Below are 24,772 nucleotides of genomic sequence, written 5' to 3' on the forward strand. Positions count from 1 at the left end.
AAACACAGATCCTTTCAATCAGCAGTTCTTCAGGAAATGCTCGAGTACCTCGACTCCGAACGTCAGCGCGTCGACGGGTACCCGCTCGTCGACGCCGTGGAACAGAGCGGTGAAATCCAACTCCGGCGGCAGCCGCAGCGGGATGAAACCGAAACAGCGGATCCCCAGGCGCGCGAAGTGTTTCGCATCGGTGCCGGCCGAGAGCATGTACGGCACAGTGCGCGCGTCGGGGTCGACGGTCAGCAGCGCGGCGTTCATGGCGTCCACCAGATCACCATCGAAACTGGTCTCGTACGAGGGCAACTCGGTGATCCACTCGCGGGTGACGTCGGGGCCGATGATCTCGTCGACCTCACGCTCGAACGCGGCCTGGCGACCGGGCAGCACGCGGCAGTCCAGCACCGCCTCGGCCGTCGCCGGGATCACATTGGCTTTGTAACCCGCCTTGAGCATGGTCGGGTTGGCGGTGTCACGCAGGGTGGCATTGATGATCCGCGAGATCGAGCCCAGTTTGGCGATGGTGCCGTCGATGTCGGGGGAGTCGGGGTCGAAGGAATACCCGGTCTCCTCGGCCACCGCGGTGAGGAACTCCTTGACGGCCGGGCTGAGCACCAGCGGGAACTGGTGACGGCCCAGTTTGGCCACCGCTTCGGCCAGAATGGTCACGGCGTTGTCGGTGTGGATCATCGAGCCGTGTCCGGCGCGGGCGCGCGCGGTCAGCTTCATCCACAACATGCCTTTTTCGGCCGTCTCGATCAGGTAGAGCCGACGCTCTCCCCCGCCCTGGGTCGGCACCGTCAGGGAGTAACCGCCGACCTCACCGATGGCCTCGGTGATGCCCTCGAACAGGTCAGGCCTGTTCTCGATCAGCCACTTGCAGCCGTACTTGCCGCCGGCCTCCTCGTCGGCGACGAACGCGAACACCAGATCGCGCGGCGGGACGATGCCCTCGCGTTTGAAGTGCCGGGCCACCGCGAGCATCATCCCGACCATGTTCTTCATGTCGATCGCGCCGCGGCCCCACACGTAGCCGTCTTCGACGGCCCCGGAGAACGGGTGGACGCTCCAGTCGGCGGCCTCGGCCGGCACCACGTCGAGGTGACCGTGCACCAGCAGCGCCCCGCGGCTCCGGTCAGCGCCTTCCAGCCGGGCGAACAGATTGCCGCGGCCGGGCGCGCCCGATTCGATGTATTCGGTGCGGTAGCCGACCTCTTCGAGCTGCTGCGCCACCCAGCGGGCACATTCCTCTTCGCCCCTGGTGGTGGCGAGCTCACCGGTGTTGGACGTGTCGAACCGGATCAGCGAGCTGACGAGCTCGACGACCTCATGCGCAGGAGTGACCACACTTCCCTTTCTGAAAACGACGTGCCCTTTTCCTACCACCCTCGCCCGTGCAGGGCCGGTGACAACCTGGTTTGGGATCAACCGGCTCGATCCGATAGCCTTAGTCGCCCGCCACGCGTAATAGCCGAAGCGGGTAGTCACGAAACAAGGTCCGAGTGGCGGAATGGCAGACGCGCTAGCTTGAGGTGCTAGTGCCCTATTAACGGGCGTGGGGGTTCAAGTCCCCCCTCGGACACGTACTACCCAGTCGACCCACCGTGGCGCGCCAGCGCGGGGTGAGGGGCCAATGCGCCACGGTCGAGTCGGTGTGCACCAACACCAGTAATCGTCTTGAGTGTGCCTTCGGCGGCAGAATTCGTCGCAATCGACCCACAGCATCTTGCGAGCATTCCGGCATCACAACCGCAACCAACGCGCCTTGCAAGGCGTACCATTTCCGCGCACTGAATTGCCGACCAAGAAACAGTTTGAGATTTTTTCGCTGCACCACAGATAGTGGTTGTTGAACGCGCCCACCTGCAGCAACGGGAGGCCGGATAGCCGAAAGCCCCGCCGTAGCCCGACTGGTAACCGGCACCAATTCCGCCTCCGAATCGGCCGCAAAAATTGCGTTGAACAACCCGGAAAGTGTTCTCCATCACACACCGAAAGTCTAGGCAAACCGTCAGGGAAATCCATTGTTCGGGCTCGTACTTTTGGTTTTCATGACTGATACAACGCATTTCTCGATCCACGAACTACGCACTCCTCATACCCGTGGTGCACCGCGAGTCGCCGGCACCGCGGTGGCCTTCACACAACACCGGTACGACCAAGCTCGAGTTGCGGCAGAGCTCACCACGATGGGTGGACCCGAGTTCATGCGCTTCGCCGCCACGAGTGGCGTCGACTCCCGCAGCTTGGCGCTGCCGTTGCAGCGGTATCCCCGCCTGTCGGGTTTCACCGAAGCGAACACCGCCTATCTCGAGGTAGCCGTCGAATTGGGTGAACAGGCAGTACGTTCCGCACTGGACGCTGCGCACATCGCCCCAGCCGAGGTCGATGCCATCGTGTTGGTGTCGAGCACCGGAGTGGCCGTACCGACCATCGACGCACGCCTGGCGACTCGGCTCGGTCTACGACCGGATGTCAAACGCATCCCGCTGTTCGGGCTCGGCTGCGTCGGCGGCGCGGCCGGGATGGCGCGCGTCCACGACTACCTCCGGGGTTACCCCGGCCAGGTCGCGCTGCTGGTGTCCGTCGAACTGTGTTCGCTCACCCTGCAGCGGGAGGACACCTCGGTGCCCGCACTCATCGGTGTATGCCTGTTCGGTGACGGCGCGGCGGCGGTGGTGTGCACCGGCGCCGACCGGGTGCCCTCCCATCCCGGCGTGCATCGGGATCCCAGGATTCTCGCCACCAGGAGCAGGTTGTTCCCCGATACGGTCGACGTGATGGGGTGGAATGTCAGTGCGTCGGGATTCCAGCTGGTGATGTCGCGGGACGTCCCGGGAATGGCCGAGGACCACCTGCGGGCGGCGGTCGACGACTTCCTCGCCGATCACGGCCTGTCCACAGCGGACATCGACACCTGGATCTGCCACCCAGGGGGCCCGAAAGTGATCGACGCGATCGTCGGCGCGATCGGTCTTCCGGCGCAGGCACTTTCACACAGCACCGCCTCGATGCGCGAGAACGGCAACATCTCGTCGGCGTCGGTACTCGATGTCCTGCGACGCACCATCGCTGACCCGCCACCTGTGGGCTCGCTCGCCGTGATGCTCGCGATGGGGCCCGGGTTCAGCTTCGAACTACTGCTGCTGAGCTGGTGAGGCCCGGCTGATGTACTACCTGTTAATCCTCGCCGTCGGAGTGGAACGGCTGCTCGAGCTGGTGGTCTCACGGCGCAACACCCGGTGGTCGATGGCCCACGGAGGCCGTGAATTCGGCCGTGGCCACTATCCCGTGATGGTGACCATGCACACCCTTCTGCTGGTCGCCTGTGTCGCCGAAGTCTGGGGCTGGCGACGTCCGTTCATCCCGTGGCTCGGCTGGCCCATGGTGGCTGTCGTGGTGATCAGCACCGCCGTACGCTGGTGGTGCGCAACGACCCTGGGCAGACACTGGAACCCCCGCCTCATCGTGATACCGAATGCACCGCTGGTTCAGCGGGGTCCATACCGTTGGGTGCATCATCCCAACTACACGGCTGTCACCGCTGAGGTGGCCGCGCTGCCGCTGATCCACTCGGCGTGGGTGACCGCGATCATCTTCAGCCTGGCCAACGCGCTGGTGTTGACGGTCCGGATCCGCGCCGAGAACAGCGCCTTGGGGTACGCTCCACCCAACCGGTCAGCCCCGAGACACCAACTGGGCCAACCGCTCTGAAGCGCCACTGCCGGGTGCGGGCAGGTACGCCACGATCTGGATCTCCGGCGCGTCGGCGGGCGTCAGCTGATGGTGCTCGAGGATCAGCTCTCCGACGCTCGCGTGGAAGAACCGGCGTTCGCGGGAGGCGAACCGTTCGACGCTGCTGGCCTGCCAGCCCGTGCGGAAATGCTCGCTGCCGGCCAGCAACCGCTCGATGAGCTGGGTGTAGGACGGCTCCCCCACCCGCGGGCCGGCCTCGGCGCGGAATTCCGCGAGGAACCGTCTGCTGTCGGTTTCCCAGTCCGGCAACAACTCCCGGATAGCGGGGTCCATGAACACCAGCAGCAGCAGGTTGCGGTCGGCGGCCGCGGTGGTCTCGATATTCGGGTATAGCGCGGCGTAAGCCTGATTCCACGCGCCGATGGTCCACGTGGGCCCGATGGCGAAGGCCGGGTAGCCGGCCAGGGCGTCCAGGAACCGCTGAATGTGGGGCGGTGTCGGACCGGCGTCCCCGGTGACGTCCGGCTCGGCGGTGTACCCGCCGAGTGCCAGCACGTAGTCGCGTTCGGCGGGCGACAACCGCAGCGCGCGGGCCACCGAGTCGAGCACCTGCTTGGACGGGTTGATGTCGCGGCCCTGTTCGAGCCAGGTGTACCACGTCACGCTGACTCCGGACAGCACGGCGACCTCTTCGCGGCGAAGGCCGCTGGTCCGCAACCGGGGCACGGCCGGAAAGCCCAGTTCGGCACGCGGCGCCGCCTCCCGGCGGGCCCGCAGGAACTCACCGAGCGCCAGACGCTGCCTGGTGCGTTTGTCCATAGGTCGATCGTAGTAGTACCAGTACTAGTATCAGCGCCGACTTCCCACGTAGGCGCCCTGAATGCCAGGGTGTGTGCTATGGCTGAACTCAGGTCCCGCACGGTCACTCACGGTCGCAACATGGCGGGGGCGCGCTCGTTGCTGCGTGCTGCCGGGGTGGCCGGCTCCGATATCGGTAAACCGATTGTCGCGGTGGCCAACAGCTTCACCGAGTTCGTGCCGGGTCACACCCACCTGCAGCCCGTCGGCCGGATCGTGTCCGAGGCCATCTCGGCCGCCGGCGGCGTGCCGCGCGAGTTCAACACCATCGCCGTCGACGACGGCATCGCGATGGGCCACGGCGGCATGCTGTATTCGCTGCCGTCGCGCGAGCTGATCGCCGACTCCGTGGAGTACATGGTGAACGCACACTGCGCCGACGCACTGGTGTGTATCTCCAACTGCGACAAGATCACTCCTGGCATGCTGATGGCCGCGCTGCGCCTCAACATCCCCACCGTGTTCGTCTCCGGCGGCCCGATGGAAGGCGGCACCGCCGTCCTGGTCGACGGGACCGTCCGCACCCGGCTGAACCTGGTGACCGCCATCGCCGACGCGGTGAACACCGATGTCTCCGATGACGACATTGCCCGCATCGAGGAAGCCGCCTGCCCCACCTGCGGTTCGTGCTCGGGCATGTTCACCGCGAACTCCATGAACTGCCTCACCGAGGCCTTGGGACTGGCGCTGCCCGGCAACGGTTCGGTGCTGGCCACCCACACCGCTCGTCGCGCGCTCTACGAGAAGGCCGGCAGCACTGTGATGGACATCGTGCGCAAATACTACGACGAGGACGACGCCAGCGTGCTGCCGCGGGCCATCGCCACCCGCGACGCGTTCGACAACGCCATGGCCCTCGATATCGCCATGGGCGGGTCCACCAACACCGTGCTGCATCTGCTGGCCGCCGCGCGCGAGGCCGAACTGGACTACACCCTCGAGGACATCGAGAAGCGCAGTCAGATGGTCCCGTGCCTGTGCAAGGTGGCCCCCAACGGCCACTACCTGATGGAGGACGTGCACCGCGCCGGCGGCATCCCCGCGATCCTCGGCGAGCTGTGGCGCGGCGGGCACCTGCACGAGACAGTGCACACCGTGCACGCGGGATCCATGGCGGAGTGGTTGCGCGAGTGGGACATTCGTGGCGGCTCCCCCTCGGCCGAGGCTGTTGAACTGTTCCATGCCGCACCGGGGTGCGTGCGTTCGGCCTCGGCGTTCTCGCAGTCCGAGCGCTGGGAGAGCCTGGACACCGACGCCGAGAACGGCTGCATCCGCGACCTGCAGAACGCTTACTCCGCCGACGGCGGCCTGGCGGTGCTGCGCGGCAACCTGTCGGTGGACGGCTGCATCGTCAAGACAGCCGGCGTCGACGAATCCATCTGGAAGTTCTCGGGTCCCGCGGTGGTGCTGGAATCCCAGGAGGACGCGGTGGACGCCATCCTGAACAAGCGCGTGCAGCCCGGTGACGTGGTGGTGATCCGCTACGAAGGCCCCAAGGGCGGCCCCGGTATGCAGGAGATGCTCTACCCGACTTCGTATCTGAAGGGCCGTGGGCTCGGTGCGCAGTGCGCGCTGATCACTGACGGGCGGTTCTCCGGCGGCACCTCGGGCCTGTCGATCGGCCACGTCTCCCCCGAGGCGGCCGCCGGTGGTGTCATCGCCTTGGTCGAAAACGGTGACCTGATCACCATCGACATCCCGCACCGCAGCATCCAGGTCGATGTCCCCGATGAGGAACTGGACCGTCGCCGCCAGGTTCTGGAGGCCTCTGGCGGGTACAAGCCGAAAGACCGGCAGCGTGTGGTGTCGCCAGCACTGAAAGCTTATGCGGCACTGGCTTTGTCAGCGGACAAGGGTGCGGCTCGGGATATCGACGCGCTCTGAGTACGCGGAACCATCGTGACGTAAGGGAACACGCTTGCCCTGCGTCAAGACCCGCGCGTCGGGGCTGTGGATGAAGTGCTGACTGTGGATAAGTAGGCGTTGGCGCTGGTGGATTGCCTTGTGGCGCATGTCTTGTCGGTGGGCGTGGGTAGTGTCGAAAGCATGTTCGAAGGCGTGATTGATCCGACCACCTGCGGGGATTTGTCCCCCGCGGCGATGGTCGATGCCATCGGCGCCTTCCACCGGGCTGAGGCCACCATGGTCGCGCACAAATGGACGATGATCGCCCGCCTGCTGGCCCACCACAAAGACCACGCCGCCGCCGAGGAGAAAACCTGGGCCTACGACGAATGGAACGCCGTGCGGGATCAGGTGGGCCCGGTGATGCGGCTGAGCGCACGGCGCGCCTCTACCCAGATGCGGCTGGCCGAAGGGCTGGCCCGGTCCCCGAAGATCGCGGCGTTGTTGGCGGCGGGGGTGATCAACACCCGGGTCGCCGAAACCCTGATCTACCGCACCGAGCTGCTGCTGCCGTCGGTGCAGGCCACCGTCGATGCCGAGCTCGCCGCCCACGCGGGCGGCTACACCCTGCTCTCCGACGATGACCTGGTGCTGGCCGTGGATGCGATCATCGAAGAACACGACCCCGATGCGGTGCGGCGCTACCGTGAGGCCGCCCAAGGCTGTGATGTGGGGTTCGGTAAACGCGATGACGCCACCGGTACCGCCTCGATGTATGGGCGGATCTCCGCGGCTGATGCGGAGTTGGGGATGCGGGTGCTGGATGCGCTGGCCGCCACCGTCTGCAGCAACGATCCCCGCAGCAAAGGCGAGCTCCGCGCGGCGGCGCAAGGGGCGGTCTACGCCCGTCACGACCGGCTGGCCTGTCAGTGCGGTGACCGCACTTGCGAGGCAGCCAGTCTGCCTTCGGCGGTGCCCACGGCGGTGATTCATGTGCTGGCCGAACACGGTGCCCTGGAACATGTGCTGGCCCAGATCGACGCCCTGCGCCAAGCCCAGTCCACCGATGCCACCGCGGCCCCACCCACCATCGACTACGAGGTGCTGGCCCGCGAGGTCGCCGCGGCCGAAGCCGCCCGCATCCCCACCCCACCCCAGCCGCCACCGTGGGAAAACAACCCCGCCACCACCGAACCCGAACCCGAGTCGGAGCCGGAGGCTGGGCAGCCTGACGAACCGGCCGCCGATGACGGTGAACCCGACTGGTCGCACTGGTGGACCACCTCACCCGGTGACGACGACGGGGAGGAGCCACCCTGGGCGCCTACCACCCCACCCCCGCTGGAAGCACCTGACAAGACGGACAGCGCCGGCGACACCGACGCCGACGACCCCGACGGGGACGAGGGCGAGTCGCCGTGGGGCACCGGCAGTGCACCGCCACCCCCACCCGAACCGGGCGGCCCGGACACCGGCGGCGGCTCCACCGCAGCCACCCCTGAGGCTGCGGCCGACCGGGTGAACGACGCTGCCTCCGAGCAGGTCTCGACCCAGGATCTGCCGCAGACACCGGCCGCGCACACCCCACCACGACGGCCCCGCCCCGCAGTCACCCTCGGCGGCACCCTCATCCCACTCGACCAACTCACCGCCATGCTCCGCAACGGCGCCACCGTCACCGCACTCCCGATCCCGCCCGCAGAACCTGCCCGCGGCTACAAGTTCACCGGCAAAGCCCGCGACTTCATCCAATGCCGGGACATGCGATGTCGGTTCCCCGGCTGCACCCGTAAAGCCGAATACGCCGACATCGACCACACCGTCCCGCACGGCGACGGCGGACCCACCCACCCCTCCAACGGCAAGGTGCTGTGTCGAGAACACCACCTCGCCAAGACCTTCGGTGACGGCTGGTGTGACGAGCAATTGCCCAACGGTGACGTCCGCTGGACCGCACCCACCGGCCACACCTACATCACGCAACCGACGAGCAGACTGCTGTTCCCCGACTGGGATTGCACCACCGCCACCCTGCCACCCCCGACACCCACAAGACGCCGCACAGCGCACCCGGGCATCACCATGCCCACCCGCAAACGCACCCGCGACCAAGACCGCCAACAACACATCAACGCCGAACGCGAACACAACGCCCTGCAACGCGCCCTCGGAAAACCCCCACGGAGACAACCCTTTTAGGAAAGCCATCCATTTGGCGGCCGACCGAGGTCAGGCAAAATAACGTCCCGACTCGAGATCCTCGAGCAGGCCCGGGTGTTGCGGGGTCCAGCCCAGTAGCTGCTGGGTCTGTTTGCTGGATGTCGGATTGTCCAGCGAGGCAACCCATCCGATGAAGCCCAGCTGCTCGGTGGCCTGATCTTGGGTGACGCTGACGGCGGGGACACCGAGTTGGGCGCCGATCGCCGAAGCGATGTCCCGGAACGGGATGCCCTGCTCCGCCGCACCGTGCAGTCGTGAACCGGCCGGCGCCGACTCCACGGCCAACCGGTACAGGCGTGCGGCATCGAGGTTGTGAACGGCGGGCCAGCGGTTGGCGCCGTCACCGATGTAGAGCGCCTGTCTCGTCTTTCGTGCGTTCGCGATGAGCGTCGGGATGAAACCGTGGTGGTCGGTGGGTCCGTGCACGGTGGGCGCCAGTCGGACCACTGCGGCACGGACACCGCGATCGGCCAGAGCCAGGGTGGCGTTTTCGGAGGCGACGCGCGCTCCCGACGGGTCCACGTGGCTGTTCTCGGTACCCAGCGCACCCGCCGACCCGATGGCCAGCATGGCGGTGCCGGAGGTGTTGATGAACGGTTTGCCCGAGCCCTCCAGCGCGGCGCCCATGGCCTCGACGGCCTTCAGGTCGGCGACGGCGGCACCGGCGTAGTCGGCGAAATCGTGTTTGAAGGCCAGGTGGATCACCCCGTCGGCGTCTGCAGCAGCGGCGGCCAAGACGTCGAGGTCATCGAGTGTTCCGCGGGTGACGCCGGCACCTGCCGCCTCGAGCGCCCGGGCGGAGGTGTCCGAGCGGGCCAGGCCGGTGACCTGGTGGCCGTGGTCGAGCAACTCGCGGACAACCAGTGAGCCGATGTGTCCGGAGGCACCGGTGACAAAAATGCGCATGATCGTTCCTTCGTTCCGTGCGATGTCAGTGGGTGACATCAACCTACGCCTGATGTCAGCGTCTGTCATCGCCGTAGAATTCCCGCATGGGTCGATGGGAACCGGACGCGCGGGGCCGCCTGGAGCGGGCGGCACTGGAACTGTTCGACGAGCGCGGATTCGACGAGACCACCGTCGCCGAGATCGCCGAACGTGCCGGATTGACCGAGCGCACCTTCTTCCGGCACTTCGCCGACAAGCGCGAAGTGCTGTTCCGCGGCAACGAGCTGGCACAGTCGATCGCCGGGGCCCTCGACGCCGTCCCCGCGACAGTGCCGCCGCTGGATGCCGTCGCCGACGCACTGGCGGCGGTATCCGGGTTCTTCGACCAGCGTCGGCCCTACAGCCGGAAACGCCAGACCGTCATCGCAGCCAACCCGGGACTGCAGGAACGCGAACTGATCAAGCTGGCCTCGATGGCGTCGACCATCGGAGATGCATTGCGGCGCCGCGGTATTGGTGAGCCGGCGGCCAGCCTGACCGCAGAGACCGGGATCGCCGTGTTCAAGGTCGCCTTCGAACGCTGGCTTGCCGATCGCTCGGCGCGCGAATTTGCCGCGCACATCCGCGAAACCCTCGCCGAACTCAGGAACGTCACCCGGTAAGCCGCACCGGGCCACGAGCAAGCCTGACTCGAGGCAGGTGCCTAATGTCCCAGCGCGGCCGCCAGATACGGTGCGGTCCGGCTCGTCTGGTGCGCAGCCACCTCCCGGGGGGTGCCCGCCACCACCACCGCACCGCCCTCGTCCCCGCCGCCGGGCCCGAGATCGATGACGTGATCGGCGCCTGCGACGACGTTCATATCGTGTTCGGCCACCACGACGGTGTTGCCGGCGTCGACCAGGCGATGCAACTGCCGTTCCAGCAGTTCGACATCGGAGGGATGCAGACCGGTGGTGGGCTCGTCGAGGACGTAGAGCGTGTGCCCGCGTTTGGCGCGCTGCAACTCGGTGGCCAGCTTGATGCGTTGCGCCTCACCGCCGGACAGTTCCGTGGCCGGCTGGCCGAGACGCAGATACCCGAGCCCGACATCACGCAGCGTCGTCAGACTCCTTGCCGCACTGGGCAGCTCGGCCAGGAAGTCCACGGCCTCGTCGACCGTCATGGCCAGCACATCGGCAATGGTGCGCCCCCGAAAGGTGACCTCCAACGTCTCCTCGGAGTACCGGGCGCCGTGGCACGCCGGGCAGGTGGCGTACGTGCCGGGCAGGAACAGCAGCTCCACCGCCACAAAACCCTCACCCTGACAGGTCGCACACCGTCCCTCGGCGACGTTGAACGAGAACCGGCCCGCGCTCCAGCCACGCCGGCGGGCTTCATCGGTGTCGGCGAATGCCTTTCGCACCGCATCGAACAGACCGGTGTAGGTGGCCAGGTTGGAGCGCGGAGTGCGGCCGATCGGCTTCTGGTCGACGGTGACCAGCCGGTCGATGATCTCGGCGCCGTTGACCGTGACACCGATGCTGGCGTCGGCGTCGATGTCGAGCAGTTCGGAATCCTCGGTGCTGTCGTCGGTGAGCTCGGCGCGGCCCAGCTGCCGGGCCATCACGTCACCGAGGACCTTGCACACCAGCGTCGACTTCCCTGACCCGGACACCCCGGTGACGGCGACGAACGCACCCAGCGGGAGGTCGACGTCGACGTCGCGCAGATTGTGAAAGGTGATGCCCCGCAGTCCGAGGGTCCCGGCCGGCGTTCGGGTGGTGCTGCGCTCGGGCCTCTTTCGACCGAACAGATACCGCCGGGTGACCGACGGTTCGACTTCGGCCAACCCGTCCACCGGCCCGCTGTAGAGCACGTCGCCGCCGAGTTCGCCGGCGCCGGGGCCCACGTCCACGACCCAGTCGGCGCGGCGCACCACGTCCATGTCGTGTTCGACCACGAACAACGAATTCCCGGCGCGGCGTAGCCGATCCAGCACGTCGAGCAGAGGTTGGGCATCGGCCGGATGCAGACCGGCAGACGGCTCGTCGAGGACGTACAGGACACCGAACAGCCCGGCCCGCAGCTGGGTGGCCAGCCGCAACCGCTGCAACTCCCCCGGCGACACCGTCGGGGTGCGGCGGTGCAGGCTCAGGTAGCCGAGCCCCAGATCCACCAGCACCGCGATCCGGGCCACCAGATCGGCGGCGATCATGGTGGCCACCTCGGTGAACTCGCCCGACTCGGTGGATTCGTAGGCGGCCTCGAATTCCGTCCTGGTGGCAGCGGGTTGCAGCACTTCGGCCAGCACGGTCAGGGGCAGTGCCACCAGTTCGGCGATGTTGCGACCGGCGAAGGTCACCGCCAGGGCTTCGGGACGCAACCCGGAGCCCCCGCACACGGGGCAGTCCACACTGTCGACGTACTGCAGGACCCGGCGCCGCATCATCGCGCTCTGGGAGTTGGCCAACGTGTGCCTCACGTGGCGTTCGGCGCTGGAGAAAGTGCCGTTGTAGTAGTAGTCGGCGGTGACGGGATGCTGGCTGGGGTCGATCTCGACAGTGGGTTGTTCGTCGGTGAACAGAATCCAATCCCGTTGCCGTTTACTGAGTTTGCGCCATGGCTTGTCGATGTCGTAACCCAGGGTGATCAAGATGTCGCGCAGGTTCTGCCCCTGCCACGCGCCGGGCCAGGCGGCCACCGCGCCCTCGCGGATGGTCAGCGTCGGGTCGGGCACCAGTGTCTGCTCGGTCACCCGGTGGATCCGGCCGATCCCATGGCATTCCGGGCACGCGCCCACCGTCGTGTTCGGGGAGAACGCGTCGGAGTCCAGCCGTTCAGTCGCGCCGGGCGGGTAGCTCCCGGCGCGGGACAGCAGCATCCGCAACAGGTTCGACAAGGTGGTGACGGTGCCGACGGTGGAGCGTGAGCTCGTGGCTCCCCGGCGCTGCTGCAACGCCACCGCGGGCGGCAACCCGGTGATGTCGTCGACCTTCGGAGCGTCGTTGGGCAGCAGCAACCGGCGCGCGTACGGCGCCACGGATTCGAAGTAACGGCGCTGCGCCTCGGCGTAGACGGTCCCGAACGCCAGTGACGACTTCCCCGACCCGGACACACCGGTGAACACCACAAACGCATCACGCGGGGCGGCGACGTCCACTGACCTCAGGTTGTGCACGCGGGAGGCGTAGACGCGCACGTACGGGTCCCGCGCGTCGTGCTGATCGGAGTCCATCTGAGTCATTCTCACCCAGATGCTCGTACCATCAGGGCGTGCCTGTGCCCGGGATCGTCCGCAGCTCCGCGTTGATCGACGAGATCCTCGACGCTCATCACGACCGGGCGCGCGGTGACGACGCCGGGTGGGCCGCCTACCGGGCGCACGCGTACCGGGTGCTCAACTTCGCCCGCGCGCTGACACCCGAGACCGCCGATCGCGACGACAAGCTGGCCATCGCCGCAGCGTTTCACGATCTGGCGGCGTTCGACACGCTCGATTACCTGGTGCCGTCCATCGAGGCGCAGGACGCGTGGTTGACGGCGACGGGGCGCCAGGGCTGGTCCGAGGAGTTGGCGCTCATGGTGGCCGAACATCATCGGTTCGCCACCTACGGTCCGGACCGGCCGTACGCGCCGCTGGTGGAAGCCGTTCGCCGGGCGGACCTCATCGACGTCAGTCAAGGCCTCGTCAGGTTCGGGCTTCCGAGGTCCTATGTCGCCGAGGTGCGCGGCACGTTCGACGCCTCTGTCTTCTTCAAGCGCGTCATCCCGCTCGGGTGTCTGCGCGCGATCCGCCGTCGTCAGCAGCCGGGTTTTCTGCGTCCCACCAACGCGTTGATCCGGTCGGGTTACCGAGGATCAGACCAGTCCGGGTAGGCCAACGGCCTCGCGAATCACGGTCTGCCCGAACTCGGCGATCGACTCCGGCGGGGCCGAGTCGGCAAACCATACGTAAAACCGCTGCACGCCTTGACTTTCCAGCTGCGCGAAATGGCGTGTGAGCGTGTCCGCGTCGCCGCACACCAGACCTGAGCCCAGCACACTCCAGCGCCGGCGGGCTTTCTCCGTCACCGCGGCGGCGTCGTCGCCCGCGCGCACGAATCCGACCATCTGTTGCACCGAGACCCGCGCCGCACCGATCGCGGGCAGCAGTTCGGGCAGTCGCGCCAGCTCGTTGGCCGGTAGGTTCCACCAGTCGGCGAACTGCCGCGCCAGGTTCAGCATCCGCGGCCCCACCCCGCCCAGGACGATCGGGATCGGGGTGTCGGGAGCCGGCTGCTGTGCCAGCTCGTGGTCTGCGGACCAGAAGTGGTGCAGTGATTCCAGCGTCTGCCCCAGTGCATCAACACGCTGCCGCGCGGTGGCCGCGGAGATGCCGAACTTCACCAGTTCCCCGGGCATGGAACCCGAGCCGAGCCCGAGTTCGAACCGGCCACCTGAGGCCGCCGCCAGGGTGGTCGCCTGTTTGGCCAGGACCGCGGGATGCCGGAACGCGTCGCACAGCACCAGATGACCGATGCGCAGCGTCGCGGTGTGGGCCGCCACCCAGGTCGCCACCGTCATCGCTTCCCACAACGGACTCGCCGGAGCCATGGGCGTCTCCAGGTGATCGAGGAATGCGATTCCGTCGAATCCGGCAGCCTCCGCCGTCTGCGCCCGGGTCACGAGGTCGGCGATACCGAGCCGGGTCTGTGGGACATACAGGAACCACTGCGCCATCGTGCACTCCCGATTCACCGGTGAGCCCGAATGGTAACAGCATTCTCAACTACGGAAAGTGCATTCTCAGTACACGTCGCGCACGTAGCGTTTGTCTGCCACCAACCCCCGCTTGTACGCGTGCGCAGCATCGTCGGACATCCTGCCGTGGGTCTTGATGATCTTGGTCAGGGTGTCGTCGACGTCCTTGGCCATGCGCGTGGCGTCGCCGCAGACGTAGAAATGCGCACCGTCTTCCAGCCACCGCCAGACCTGCGCCCCGTGGTCGAGCATCTTGTGCTGCACGTAGACCCGCTTGTCCTGGTCCCGCGAGAACGCCAGTTCGAGGTGGCTGAGCAGACCATCGGCCACCATGTCCTCGAGGTCAGCGCGGTAGTAGAAGTTCTGGTCGCGGTGTTGATCACCGAAGAACAGCCAGTTGCCGCCGGTGTGTCCCAGCGCGCGGCGCTCCTGCAGGAATCCGCGGAACGGGGCGATACCGGTGCCGGGGCCCACCATGATCATCGGCGTGTGCGACTCGGTGGGCGGCCGGAAGTGCGGCGACTGCTGCAGGAAAACCGGCACCGGCGTCCCGTCGGGCAGGTCGGCCAGAAACGTCGACGCCACTCCCCCGCGCAGACCGTCCTGGTACCGCACGACGGACACGGTGAGCTGCACCTCGTGCGGGCTGACCAGCGGTGACGACGAGATGGAGTACTGCCGCGGCGTGAGCCGCACCAGCGCCTCCTGCCACTGCTCCGCAGCTGCTCGGACAGCGAATTCGCGCACCACGTCCAGACCGTTGCGGTCGACCAGCCACGCGTCGAGTTCATCGCGGCGTTTGTGGAGTCTCTTGTCGCCGCAGTGCTCACCGACGAATTTCAGCAGACCGGGTGTGACACGGCAGATGTCGTAGCTTGCGGTGAGTGCGTCGCGTAACGACGTCTGCGCCCCGTCGACCCTGATCTCTTCGCCACCGTCGAGGCCGGTGGCCGCCAACCACGTGTCGACCGCAAAATCGCTGTTGCGGGGTACCACACCCAGGGAATCACCTGCGGCATAACTGATTCCGTGTTCGGCGACATGCTCGGAGATGTCGAACCCGAACTGCCGCACGTCTTTTGCCGAGCCTGCGGGCGTCAGTCTGACATTGCGGACCAGCGGAGCCGGGACCGGTTGGCCGCGGGTGAACGGTTCGGTGGCCCGGCGTTTCCGGGTGACCGGCGTGTCCGCGACAAGGGCGGTCACCCGGTCGGCCCACTGCGTCATGGGCTCGTCGTCGTAGGCCTCGACGTCGGCGCGGTCCAGGATCTTGGCCGCACCCAGGTCGGCCAGCCGGGCGTCCAACGACTTGGCGTGACCGCAGAAGTTGTCGTAGGAGCGATCACCGATGCCGAGCACGGCGTAGCGCACCCCGTCGAGGCTGGGCGCATCGGGTGAGTCCAGCCGGTCCCAGAACTCGGCCCCGTTGTCCGGGGGTCCGCCGTCCCCGAATGTCGAGGTGACGATGATGACCTCGCGGCCCGCGGCGAGATCGTCCAGCGAGCAGTCGTTCATGTTCACCAACTGCGCGCCGAGTTGGTCGGCCACCTGCGCGGCGAACTCCTCGGCGTTGCCGGTCTGCGACGCCCACATGACCAACGGCCCCGTGCTGGTGTGTGTTTCGGTGCGCGCGGTTCTGGAGTGTGCCCCGGCCAGCATGCCGTCCACCCACAATCGCACCTCGGTGCGCACGGGGGCGGTGGCCGGCAACACGGGGACACCCGCGTCACCGCTGTCGATGGCGCCGAGAAACGCTGCGAGGTAGATCTTTTCGTCATCGGTGGGCTGCGGTGGCCGCTGATCGGACAGATCGAGCACGGCGGCAAGCGGGTGTGGTGCCGGTGCGACGGGGCGCAGGCTCACCGCGCACACCTTGAACTCCGGCTGCAGCGAGTCGGGATCGACGGCATCGTTGGTCAAGGCGTTGATGGTCAGGTGTTCGCCATGCTCGTCGTTCCAGTGGAACGGCACCCAGACGTTGCCGGGCCGCACCCGGTCGGTCACCTGCGCCGGTAGCACCACCCGGCCGCGGCGCGAGGTGAGCTCCACCTGCTGGCCGGTGCGGACGGTGGCAGCCGCAGCATCAAGGGGATTGATCTCCACGAACGGGCCGCTGTTGAGCTTGTTGAGCTTGGCGACCGTCCCGGTCTTGGTCATGGTGTGCCACTGATGTTGCAACCGACCGGTGTTGAGTACAAACGGATAGTCATCGTCGGGAAGCTCTTTGGCGTCCAGATGAGGTCTGGGGTGGAACACCGCACGCCGCGACGGCGTGGCGAACGCCAAGGCCGGGACGGTGCCGTCGTCGTTGACGTGCAGGTGTTGGCTCACCCCGTCGTTGCGGTAGCGGGTCGGGTTGCGGCCGTCGGCGCTCTCGGACGGTATCGGCCACTGCAGCGGTTGGTCACGGAGTCGGGCATAGCTGGCGCCGCGGATGTCGTAGCCGGTCTTGGGGTTCCAGAACCGGCGGATCTCGTCGAACACCTCCTCGCTGGTCTTGTAGGCGAAGGCGTCGCCGAAGCCGAGGTGGGTGGCGACCTCGCAGATCAACTGCCAGTCCGGCCGGGCCGCACCCAGAGGTTCGGATGCCTGCTGCAACAGCGTGAGGGTGCGGTCGGAGTTCACCATCACGGCATCGGATTCCGACCACAGCGTGGCGGGCAGCACCACGTCGGCGTAGCGGTTGGTGGCGGTGTCCCGGTAGGCGTCCTGGGTGATCACCAGCTCGGCGGCCTGCAACCCGGCGATCACGGTCGACCGGTTGGCCACGGTGGCAACGGGATTGGTACAGATGACCCAGCAGGCCTTGATCCGGCCGGCAGCCATCTGCTCGAACATCGCGATGGTGCCCGGCCCCACGTCGGTGCGGATGGTGCCCGCATCCAGACCCCACTGCTGCTCGACGAACTCGCGGTCATCGGCGTTGACCACGGCGCGCTGCCCCGGCAGACCCGGCCCCATGTAACCCATCTCGCGCCCACCCATGGCGTTGGGCTGGCCGGTCAGCGACATCGGCCCGGCGCCGGGCCGGCAGATGGCACCGGTGGCCAGGTGCAGATTGCAGATGGCATTGGTGTTCCAGGTGCCGTGGGTGCTCTGGTTGAGTCCCATGGTCCAGCACGACACCCAGTCCCGGGCCTCGGCGATCATCTGGGCCGCGGTCACGACGTCGGTCTCGGACAGGCCGGTGATCTCCGCCACCCGGGCCGGGGTGTAACCGGCCAGGAACTCCGGCATATCGTCCCAGCCCTGGGTGTGCCGGGTGATGAAATCCTGGTCGATGGCGCCGGATTCGACCAGCAGGTGCAGGATCCCGTTCAACAGCGCCAGGTCGGTGCCCGGCTTGATCTGCAGGAACAGATCGGCACGTTCGGCGGTGGTGGTACGGCGCGGATCGACGACGATCAGTTTGGCGCCGGCTTTGAGCCGGTCCGCCATGCGCAGGAACAGAATCGGATGACAATCGGCCATGTTGGAACCGATGACGAAGAACAGGTTGGTGGTGTCGAAGTCGGTGTAGGACCCCGGCGGACCGTCTGATCCCAGGGACTGCTTGAAACCCGTTCCGGCGCTGGCCATGCAGAGCCGCGAGTTCGATTCGATGTGGATGGTGCGCAGGTAGCCCTTGGCGAGTTTGGTCGCTAGATACTGTGCCTCGATGGACATCTGACCCGAGACGTACAGCGCGACGGCATCGGGTCCGTGTTCGTCGACGATGCCCTTGAGCCGGCGCGCCGCCTCGGCCACCGCGTCGTCGACCGGGGTGGGTACCGCTTCCTCGTCACGGGTGGGCCGCACCAGCCCGGTGGTGAGGCGGCCATCGGTGGCCGCCATCATCTCCGCGTGCGTCGCACCCTTGGTGCACAGCCGTCCGAAGTTGGTGGGATGCAGTTTGTCGCCGCTGACCCGGGCGATGACGGGCGCACCCGTATCGGGGTCGGGGCGGGTCTCCACCGAGATCCCGCACCCGACCCCGCAATACGAACACGCGGTGCGTGTGCTCGTCGACGTCACCGTGTTCAGTTCGCCCCCACCGGTGCCGGAGCGCGACCGATGACCTCGCCGGTGGGCGCCGCGGAGCGCATCCGCAGGAACACGAACCAGGTGACGATGGCGCACACCACGTAGAAGCCGAGGAACACCCAGAACGCATTGGTGGCCGACTTGGCGTCACCGACGTAGGACATCCGCAGCACGATGTTGATCCCCACTCCGCCGAGGGCGCCGACGGCGCCGGCGAAACCGATCAACGCACCCGACATGCTGCGCGACCAGGCCGCCTTTTCTTCGCGGCTCCACTCGTCATGCCCCTGGGCCTTGGCCTCGAAGATCGACGGGATCATCTTGTAGGTGGACCCGTTGCCCAGGCCGGACAGGATGAACAGCAGGATGAAACCGGCGACGTAGGCGACCATCTGGCCGCCGGTGGGCGCGCCGGCGGTACCGTCGTCCAGCATTCCGGCACCGACCAGGATCCCGGCGGCGAAGATCATCGCGGTGAACACGTACAGCGTGATCTTGCCGCCGCCGATCTTGTCGGCGAGCTTGCCGCCGAACGGCCGGGAGATGGAACCGAGCAGCGGGCCCAGGAAGGCGATCTGCGCGGCGTGCAGGGAAGCCTGGGCCGGGGTGTCACCGCCGGCCAGGTAGTTGATCTGCAGGACCTGGCCGAACGCGAACGAGAACCCGATGAACGAACCGAATGTGCCGATGTACAGGAAGCTCATCACCCAGGAGTGCTTGAACCGCATCGCCTCGACCATGGCGCCCAGGTTGGAGCGCTGGTTGCCCAGGTTGTCCATGAACAGAGCCGCACCGAGGGCGGCCAGGCCGACCAGAACCAGGTAGATGGCGCACACGATGTACGGGGCGGTGTTGCTGACCGCGGCGATCACCAGCAGGCCGATCAGCTGGATCACCGGTACGCCGATGTTGCCGCCGCCGGCGTTGAGACCAAGGGCCCAGCCCTTGAGCCGTTGCGGGTAGAAGGCGTTGATGTTGGTCATCGACGAGGCGAAATTGCCGCCGCCCAGGCCGGCGAACGCGGCGATGATCATGAACGTGGTGTAGGACGCGCCGGGCTGGGCCATCACCCACAACGTCAGGGCCAGCGGGATCAGCAGCAACAGCGCGCTGACGATGGTCCAGTTGCGGCCACCGAAGCGCGCCGGGGCGATGGTGTACGGGATGCGCATGAACGCGCCCACCAAGGTGGGCATCGCCACCAGGTAGAACTTGCCTGCGGCGTCGATGCCGTAGACGTCCTGCGGCATGAACAGCACCATCACCGACCAGATGGACCACACCGAGAAACCGACATGCTCGGCGAAGATCGACCAGATCAGGTTGCGTTTCGCTACTTTACTGCCGCCCGAGTTCCAGGCGTCGACGTCTTCGGCATCCCAGTGCTCGATGGTTTTCCCACGGGTCATGCAGAGATTTCTACGGACCCGGCATTCCGCATCGATTGCCCTTGGATGACCGGTTTGTCAATTGGGTCTCACATGCGGGAAACGCTCACCGTGAGGGTGTTGCGGAGTGCGCACGGGTATTCATCAGCGACTCTCAAGCGAAACCGAGCCGAAACAATCCGCCCCTAGCTTCGGCCCATGACAGACGGCAGCACCCCCCGTTTCCTGCAGGGCGCATTCGAATTCAAAGGCGACGGGTACGACAAACCCGCGCTCCTCGACGACACACTGAAATACGTTGTGCCCGCCGGCGCCACCACGCAGCCGGTGTACTTCCGCGGCGGCAACTCCAGCAAGCAGATGATCAGCGTGGTGCTCTACCGGGACGGAAAACCCATGCGCTACTTCCCTATTGCCGCCAAAGGCGCCACCCACGTCGCCCTGCGCGTGGTGGAGGATCTGCTGGCCGACACCGTGCTCGAGCTCTACGTCTCGGCCCCGCCCGGTGCCGCGGGCACCGTGATCGTCGACCTCGGGTTGGTGGAGTTCTAGATGACCAGGCTGGTCGTGGTCGGCAACGGGATGGCCGGGATCCGGGCCATCGAAGAGGTGCTGGGCCGTGCCGGTGGTGAGCGGTTTCAGATCACCGTCTTCGGCGATGAGCCCTACGGCAACTACAACCGGATCCTGTTGTCGAATGTGCTTGCCGGCAGCGATGATCCGGGCGAGATCTACCTCAACGCGCTGGACTGGTACACCGACAACAACATCGACCTGCGCGCCGGGGTGCGGGTGGTGCGTATCGATACGTTCGCGCACCTGGTACACGCCGACGACGGCACGTCGATGCGTTACGACAAGCTGATCCTGGCCACCGGCAGCCGGTCGTTCTTCCCCCCGATGGCCGGACTGTGGGCCGACGACAAGACCCTGGCCGACGGGGTGTTCGGGTTCCGGACGCTGGACGACACCTCGGCGATGATCGCCGAGGCCGCCAACCGCACCAAAGCCGTGGTGATCGGCGGTGGGCTGCTGGGGCTGGAAGCCGCACGCGGTCTGCAGACCCGCGGTATGGCCGTCGACGTGGTGCACGCCGGGCCGACACTGATGAACGCCCAACTCGACGACCTCGCCGGGGCGATCCTGCGTAAATCCGTGGAGGCGTTGGGCATCGGCGTGCACACCTCGAAGCGCACCACCGAGGTGCTGGTGTCCGACGGGGCCCTGAAGGGCATACGGTTCTCCGACGGCGAGCAGCTGGACTGCGACATGCTAGTGATCGCGGCGGGTATCCGGCCCAATGTCGGTCTGGCGCAACGGGCCGGGCTGACCGTCGAACGCGCGATCGTCACCGACGATCACATGCGTTCCGTCGACGACGACGACGTCTACGTCGTCGGCGAATGCGCCCAGCACCGCGGTCAGGTGTACGGCCTCGTCGCGCCCCTGTGGGAGCAGGCCAAGGTGCTGGCCGACCACCTCACCGGAACCGATCCCCGCGCCGCGTACCACGGCTCGCGGGTGGCCACCAAGCTCAAGGTGGCCGGCGTCGACGTCGCGTCCATGGGCGTCAAGGGTCCCGAGCACGTGGATGACGAATTCGTCCAGTACTCCGAACCACGCCGGGGGGTGTACAAGACGGTAGTCATCCGGGACGGAAAGCTGGTGGGCGCCACCCTGGTCGGCGATGTGAGCAAGGTGTCGTTCCTCACCCAGGCGTTCGACAACGGCCTGCCGCTGCCCGATGAGCGGGTGTCGCTGATGTTCGACATCGGCACCCCCGATGTGGAAGTCGGTGTGGCAGAGCTGGCCGATGACGCCCAGGTGTGCAACTGCAACGGCGTGTCCAAGGGTGCGCTGGTGGCTTGTGTCAAGGACGGCACCACGTCGGTCAGCGGCGTGATGAAGCAGACCAAGGCCGGCAAGGGCTGCGGCTCGTGCAAGCAGCTGGTGGGTCAGATCGTGGAGTGGGCCTCCGGTGGCGCGGTGACCGAGGACGCGTCGGCGTCGTGGTATGTCCCGGGTGTGCCGTACGCCAAACCCGAACTGATGCGGCTCATCCGGGAGCTGCAGCTGCATTCGGTGTCCTCGGTGTTCAATGCCCTGGCCCCGGACGGTCAGCACGACGCCGGTTCGAAGATGGCGCTGGCGTCGCTGCTGGAGATGATGTGGGCCGACGAGTTCGTCGACGAGCGCGACGCGCGTTTCATCAACGACCGCGTGCACGCCAACATCCAGCGCGACGGCACCTTCTCGGTGGTGCCGCAGATGAAGGGCGGGGTGACCTCGGCGGCACAGTTACGCCGGATCGCCGATGTCGCCGAGAAGTACGAGATCCCGATGATCAAATGCACCGGCGGCCAGCGCATCGACTTGCTCGGGGTGCGCAAAGAAGACCTGCCCGGGGTGTGGGCCGATCTCGACATGCCGTCGGGTTACGCCTACGGCAAGAGCTTCCGGACCGTGAAAACCTGCGTGGGCAGCGACTTCTGCCGGTTCGGCGTCGGCGATTCGACGGCCCTGGGTATCGCGATCGAGGAGCGGTACCAAGGGCTGGCCAGTCCGGCCAAGATGAAACTGGCCGTCACCGGCTGTCCCCGCAACTGCGCGGAGTCGCTGTGCAAGGACCTCGGTGTGGTCGCCGTGGAGGGCGGCCGCTGGGAGATCTACGTGGGCGGCGCGGCGGGGGCGCACATCCGCAAAGGTGACCTGCTGGCCACCGTGGACACCGCTGAGGAAGTGATGACGCTGACCGGGCGGTTCCTGCAGTACTACCGCGAGAGCGCGAACTGGCTGGAACGCACCTATGCGTGGGTGCCGCGGCTCGGTATCGAGCACATCCGGTCCGTCGTGGTGGACGACGCGGAAGGCCTTGCCGAGGGTTTGGACGCCCGGATGGCGAAATCTGTTGCCGCCTATCGTGATCCATGGAAGGACGGCGCCGAGCCCGTCACCGAGGGCCAGTTCCGTACGTCGTTGCCGCTGCTGCCGCTGCCCCAGGTTCCGGTCCGATGAGCGTGGACCTGGGCTCGGTCGACCAGATCCCCGTCGGCGAGGGCCGCACCTTCGCCGTCGACGGGGTGCAGATCGCGGTGTTCCGCCTGCGCGACGGGTCCCTGCGCGCCATCGACGCGGTGTGCCCGCATCGCGGCGGCCCGCTGGCCGACGGCCTGGCCGATGACACCGTGGTGGTGTGTCCGCTGCACAACCACACCTTCGACCTGTGCTCCGGCGCCGAAGTCAGCGGCGCGGCGATGTCGGTGCGCAGCTACCCGCTCGAGACGGTCGAGGGCCGCATCGTGATACCCCACCAGCGGTGATCCGTTCCGTTATCAGATTCACCGCTCATCGTTACCGAGAAACGCCGCCGTTCTGCCGTGGGCGCGGACCCAGTTGTCGCACCATGGCCGTATGCGTCAATCACGGGCTGCGATCGCGGCGGTCTGCGTTCTGCTCGCGGGATGCAGCACCCCGAGCAATGCGGCACTTTCCGAACCCACCCCCACGCTGGTCCCCCGCCCGCTGGTCGAACGGGAACTCGACGAGCTACTGCTGAGCCCGGAAGAGGCGTCGGCCACCATGGGGGCACCGATGATCGTCACCGAGTCCAGAGCCGAGATGGCCGACAACAGCGCCATCATGGCGCCGCAGGAATGCCTGGCGATCGACGGCGCCGCCGAGGCAGCGGTGTATGCCAACAGCCGGTTCCGCGCCGAGCGCGATCAGAGCTTCAACAACGGCGATGCATTCACGATGTACCTCAAACAGGCCGTGATCTTGTTCGCCTACCGTAAACCCGCCGAGGAGTTCTTCTCCGCGTCGGTTCAGCAGTGGCCGGCCTGCCACGAATACACCCACACCCAGAGCGGGTCGCGGTGGACCGTCGGCGAGATCACCAACACGGACCACACGCTCGCCACGATCGCCACGCATCAGGAAGCCGCGGCCCCCGGCTGGGCCTGCGGACGCGCATTGTCGTTGCGCAACAACGTCGTCATCGACGTCAACACCTGCAGCGCCGCCCCGGGCGATTCCGCGGTGCGGGTCGCCGACCAGATCGGCACAAAAGTGCTGGCCCACTGAAAGTTCGGGTTCAGTCGTCGGAGTCGCCCGTCTGGTCGCGAAGAGGCCGGCCCCGGCTCAGGTACAGCTGCGCGTCGGCACGGGCGTACAGCGCCGCGATGTCGGCATCGTCCGAATCCTGCGTTGCCGCACCCACACTGACTTCGGGCGTGTGTTCTTTGATCCGCCGGAGAAACGTCTCGACCACCGCGGGGTCCTCGCCGGCCATACCGACCGCGAACTCGTCACCACCGAGTCGGGCCACCACTGCGCGCCGCGGAGCGGCCCGTCGCCAGTGCTGGGCGTACTCGGTGATGCGGCGATCCCCGGCCTGATGTCCGTAGGTGTCATTGAGGCTTTTGAGGCCGTCGATGTCCAGGGCCACGACAGTGACGGCCGCCGACGTCGTGCGGGCGCGCCTCATCAGATCGGTGGTTCCGATCTCCCACCCGGCTCGGTTCAGCAGGCCGGTCATCGGATCGGTGCACGCCGCCGCGAACATGGCCCGCATGAGAATGCCGAACGACTCGGCCGCCCCGATGATCGCCACCACGATGATCAGGTAGGTGATGACACCCGTGTATGGCGCCGGCGAGATTCCGACAGCCACCGCGCAGGCGGCCGCCAGGCCGACGATCATGACCCAGGCCTGCGGCGGGGAATGGAAGGCCCTCACATACATCGCCAGGAACATCGGGGCGATCAGACACACGTACTCGGCGGTCAACGACACATGGAAAGCCATCACTATCGGAGTGGCCGCCCACGCGGCCACGGTGGCCGGCAACAGGCGGTGCGGGGCCACGGCGAGGAGGACTAGCCCCGACCCCCCGAGAACGATCGCGATGATGCCGCCGATCGGATTGCCATAGGCGATATCCGTGCGTACCGGGAAGATCGTGAAGACGACGCCGTAGAGGTAGAGGAAGGTGGTCGCGCCCAAGTAGATCCGCAGCAGCCGTACGCGCTGGCTTTGCGCGCCAGCGAACGAACCGAGGTGATCCATGACGACGGCCTGCCTGTAGCTCTACTCTTCTCGACCCGATTTTGGCTAATGATCGCATACGGGTGCAGGC

At 66.9% G+C, this 24,772-nt stretch carries 18 protein-coding genes and 1 tRNA gene; 11 read left to right on the top strand and 8 right to left on the bottom strand.

Annotation, left to right across the window (positions count from 1 at the left end; all coding sequences use genetic code 11):
* Positions 1 to 18: 18 nt before the first annotated feature.
* Positions 19 to 1,344 carry a M20/M25/M40 family metallo-hydrolase gene (locus NL241_RS21250; protein ID WP_494394956.1) on the bottom strand — a complete coding sequence of 442 codons (1,326 nt, stop codon included), beginning with the start codon at positions 1,342 to 1,344 and terminating at the stop codon, positions 19 to 21.
* 149 nt (positions 1,345 to 1,493) lie between these two features.
* On the opposite strand from NL241_RS21250, the gene NL241_RS21255 reads away from it, so the two are divergent.
* The 3 genes from NL241_RS21255 to NL241_RS21265 all read left to right on the top strand — a co-directional run bounded on the left by NL241_RS21255 (position 1,494) and on the right by NL241_RS21265 (position 3,711).
* Positions 1,494 to 1,579, top strand: a tRNA-Leu gene (locus NL241_RS21255).
* A 469-nt stretch (positions 1,580 to 2,048) separates the two neighbouring features.
* A complete protein-coding gene (locus NL241_RS21260) occupies positions 2,049 to 3,155 on the top strand; it encodes a type III polyketide synthase (protein ID WP_494394957.1) in 1,107 nt (368 codons plus the stop codon).
* A 10-nt stretch (positions 3,156 to 3,165) separates the two neighbouring features.
* On the top strand, positions 3,166 to 3,711 hold the full coding sequence (locus NL241_RS21265) for an isoprenylcysteine carboxyl methyltransferase family protein (protein WP_494394958.1): 546 nt from the start codon (positions 3,166 to 3,168) through the stop codon (positions 3,709 to 3,711).
* On the opposite strand, the gene NL241_RS21270 is transcribed toward NL241_RS21265, so the two are convergent.
* Complete coding sequence (locus NL241_RS21270) at positions 3,676 to 4,512, bottom strand: helix-turn-helix transcriptional regulator (protein ID WP_494394959.1); 837 nt, start codon at positions 4,510 to 4,512, stop codon at positions 3,676 to 3,678. The two genes, NL241_RS21265 and NL241_RS21270, sit on opposite strands and share 36 nt — an antisense overlap.
* 78 nt (positions 4,513 to 4,590) lie before the next feature.
* Between NL241_RS21270 and ilvD the strand changes: the two genes are divergently transcribed.
* Complete coding sequence (gene ilvD, locus NL241_RS21275) at positions 4,591 to 6,435, top strand: dihydroxy-acid dehydratase (RefSeq protein WP_494394960.1); 1,845 nt, start codon at positions 4,591 to 4,593, stop codon at positions 6,433 to 6,435.
* 162 nt (positions 6,436 to 6,597) lie between these two features.
* Positions 6,598 to 8,595: an HNH endonuclease signature motif containing protein gene (locus tag NL241_RS21280; RefSeq protein ID WP_494394961.1), complete on the top strand. Its 1,998-nt coding sequence runs from the start codon at positions 6,598 to 6,600 to the stop codon at positions 8,593 to 8,595.
* A gap of 30 nt (positions 8,596 to 8,625) precedes the next feature.
* Here NL241_RS21280 and NL241_RS21285 read toward each other — a convergent pair whose 3' ends face one another.
* Positions 8,626 to 9,522: an SDR family oxidoreductase gene (locus tag NL241_RS21285; RefSeq protein ID WP_494394962.1), complete on the bottom strand. Its 897-nt coding sequence runs from the start codon at positions 9,520 to 9,522 to the stop codon at positions 8,626 to 8,628.
* A gap of 86 nt (positions 9,523 to 9,608) precedes the next feature.
* On the opposite strand from NL241_RS21285, the gene NL241_RS21290 reads away from it, so the two are divergent.
* On the top strand, positions 9,609 to 10,166 hold the full coding sequence (locus NL241_RS21290; protein WP_487696832.1) for a TetR family transcriptional regulator: 558 nt from the start codon (positions 9,609 to 9,611) through the stop codon (positions 10,164 to 10,166).
* Between the two features lie 41 nt (positions 10,167 to 10,207).
* On the opposite strand, the gene uvrA is transcribed toward NL241_RS21290, so the two are convergent.
* Complete coding sequence (gene uvrA, locus NL241_RS21295) at positions 10,208 to 12,718, bottom strand: excinuclease ABC subunit UvrA (protein WP_494394963.1); 2,511 nt, start codon at positions 12,716 to 12,718, stop codon at positions 10,208 to 10,210.
* Positions 12,719 to 12,756: 38 nt separating this feature from the next.
* Here uvrA and NL241_RS21300 point away from each other — a divergent pair, with 38 nt between their 5' ends.
* Positions 12,757 to 13,359: an HD domain-containing protein gene (locus NL241_RS21300; RefSeq protein ID WP_487696830.1), complete on the top strand. Its 603-nt coding sequence runs from the start codon at positions 12,757 to 12,759 to the stop codon at positions 13,357 to 13,359.
* Here NL241_RS21300 and NL241_RS21305 read toward each other — a convergent pair.
* The 3 genes from NL241_RS21305 to NL241_RS21315 form a co-directional block, all read right to left on the bottom strand.
* Positions 13,342 to 14,202: an LLM class flavin-dependent oxidoreductase gene (locus NL241_RS21305; RefSeq protein ID WP_494394964.1), complete on the bottom strand. Its 861-nt coding sequence runs from the start codon at positions 14,200 to 14,202 to the stop codon at positions 13,342 to 13,344. The two genes, NL241_RS21300 and NL241_RS21305, sit on opposite strands and share 18 nt — an antisense overlap.
* Positions 14,203 to 14,268: 66 nt before the next feature.
* Positions 14,269 to 18,237: a bifunctional nitrate reductase/sulfite reductase flavoprotein subunit alpha gene (locus tag NL241_RS21310; protein ID WP_494394965.1), complete on the bottom strand. Its 3,969-nt coding sequence runs from the start codon at positions 18,235 to 18,237 to the stop codon at positions 14,269 to 14,271.
* A 5-nt stretch (positions 18,238 to 18,242) separates the two neighbouring features.
* Positions 18,243 to 19,655: an MFS transporter gene (locus NL241_RS21315; RefSeq protein WP_494394966.1), complete on the bottom strand. Its 1,413-nt coding sequence runs from the start codon at positions 19,653 to 19,655 to the stop codon at positions 18,243 to 18,245.
* Positions 19,656 to 19,832: 177 nt separating this feature from the next.
* On the opposite strand from NL241_RS21315, the gene NL241_RS21320 reads away from it, so the two are divergent.
* The 4 genes from NL241_RS21320 to NL241_RS21335 all read left to right on the top strand — a co-directional run bounded on the left by NL241_RS21320 (position 19,833) and on the right by NL241_RS21335 (position 23,717).
* On the top strand, positions 19,833 to 20,186 hold the full coding sequence (locus NL241_RS21320; protein WP_487696826.1) for a molybdopterin oxidoreductase: 354 nt from the start codon (positions 19,833 to 19,835) through the stop codon (positions 20,184 to 20,186).
* On the top strand, positions 20,187 to 22,649 hold the full coding sequence (gene nirB, locus NL241_RS21325) for a nitrite reductase large subunit NirB (RefSeq protein ID WP_494394967.1): 2,463 nt from the start codon (positions 20,187 to 20,189) through the stop codon (positions 22,647 to 22,649).
* Positions 22,646 to 22,954 (top strand): Rieske (2Fe-2S) protein, encoded by a 309-nt coding sequence (locus tag NL241_RS21330; protein ID WP_487696824.1) that lies wholly within the window; start codon positions 22,646 to 22,648, stop codon positions 22,952 to 22,954. The genes nirB and NL241_RS21330 overlap by 4 nt, the downstream gene beginning before the upstream one ends.
* A 91-nt stretch (positions 22,955 to 23,045) precedes the next feature.
* Positions 23,046 to 23,717, top strand: coding sequence for a sensor domain-containing protein (locus tag NL241_RS21335; protein ID WP_487696823.1), 672 nt, complete (start codon positions 23,046 to 23,048; stop codon positions 23,715 to 23,717).
* Between the two features lie 10 nt (positions 23,718 to 23,727).
* Here NL241_RS21335 and NL241_RS21340 read toward each other — a convergent pair whose 3' ends face one another.
* Positions 23,728 to 24,702 (bottom strand): GGDEF domain-containing protein, encoded by a 975-nt coding sequence (locus NL241_RS21340; RefSeq protein WP_494394968.1) that lies wholly within the window; start codon positions 24,700 to 24,702, stop codon positions 23,728 to 23,730.
* Positions 24,703 to 24,772 lie beyond the last annotated feature (70 nt).

It is taken from the genome of Mycolicibacterium sp. SMGY-1XX (genome assembly GCF_059132455.1).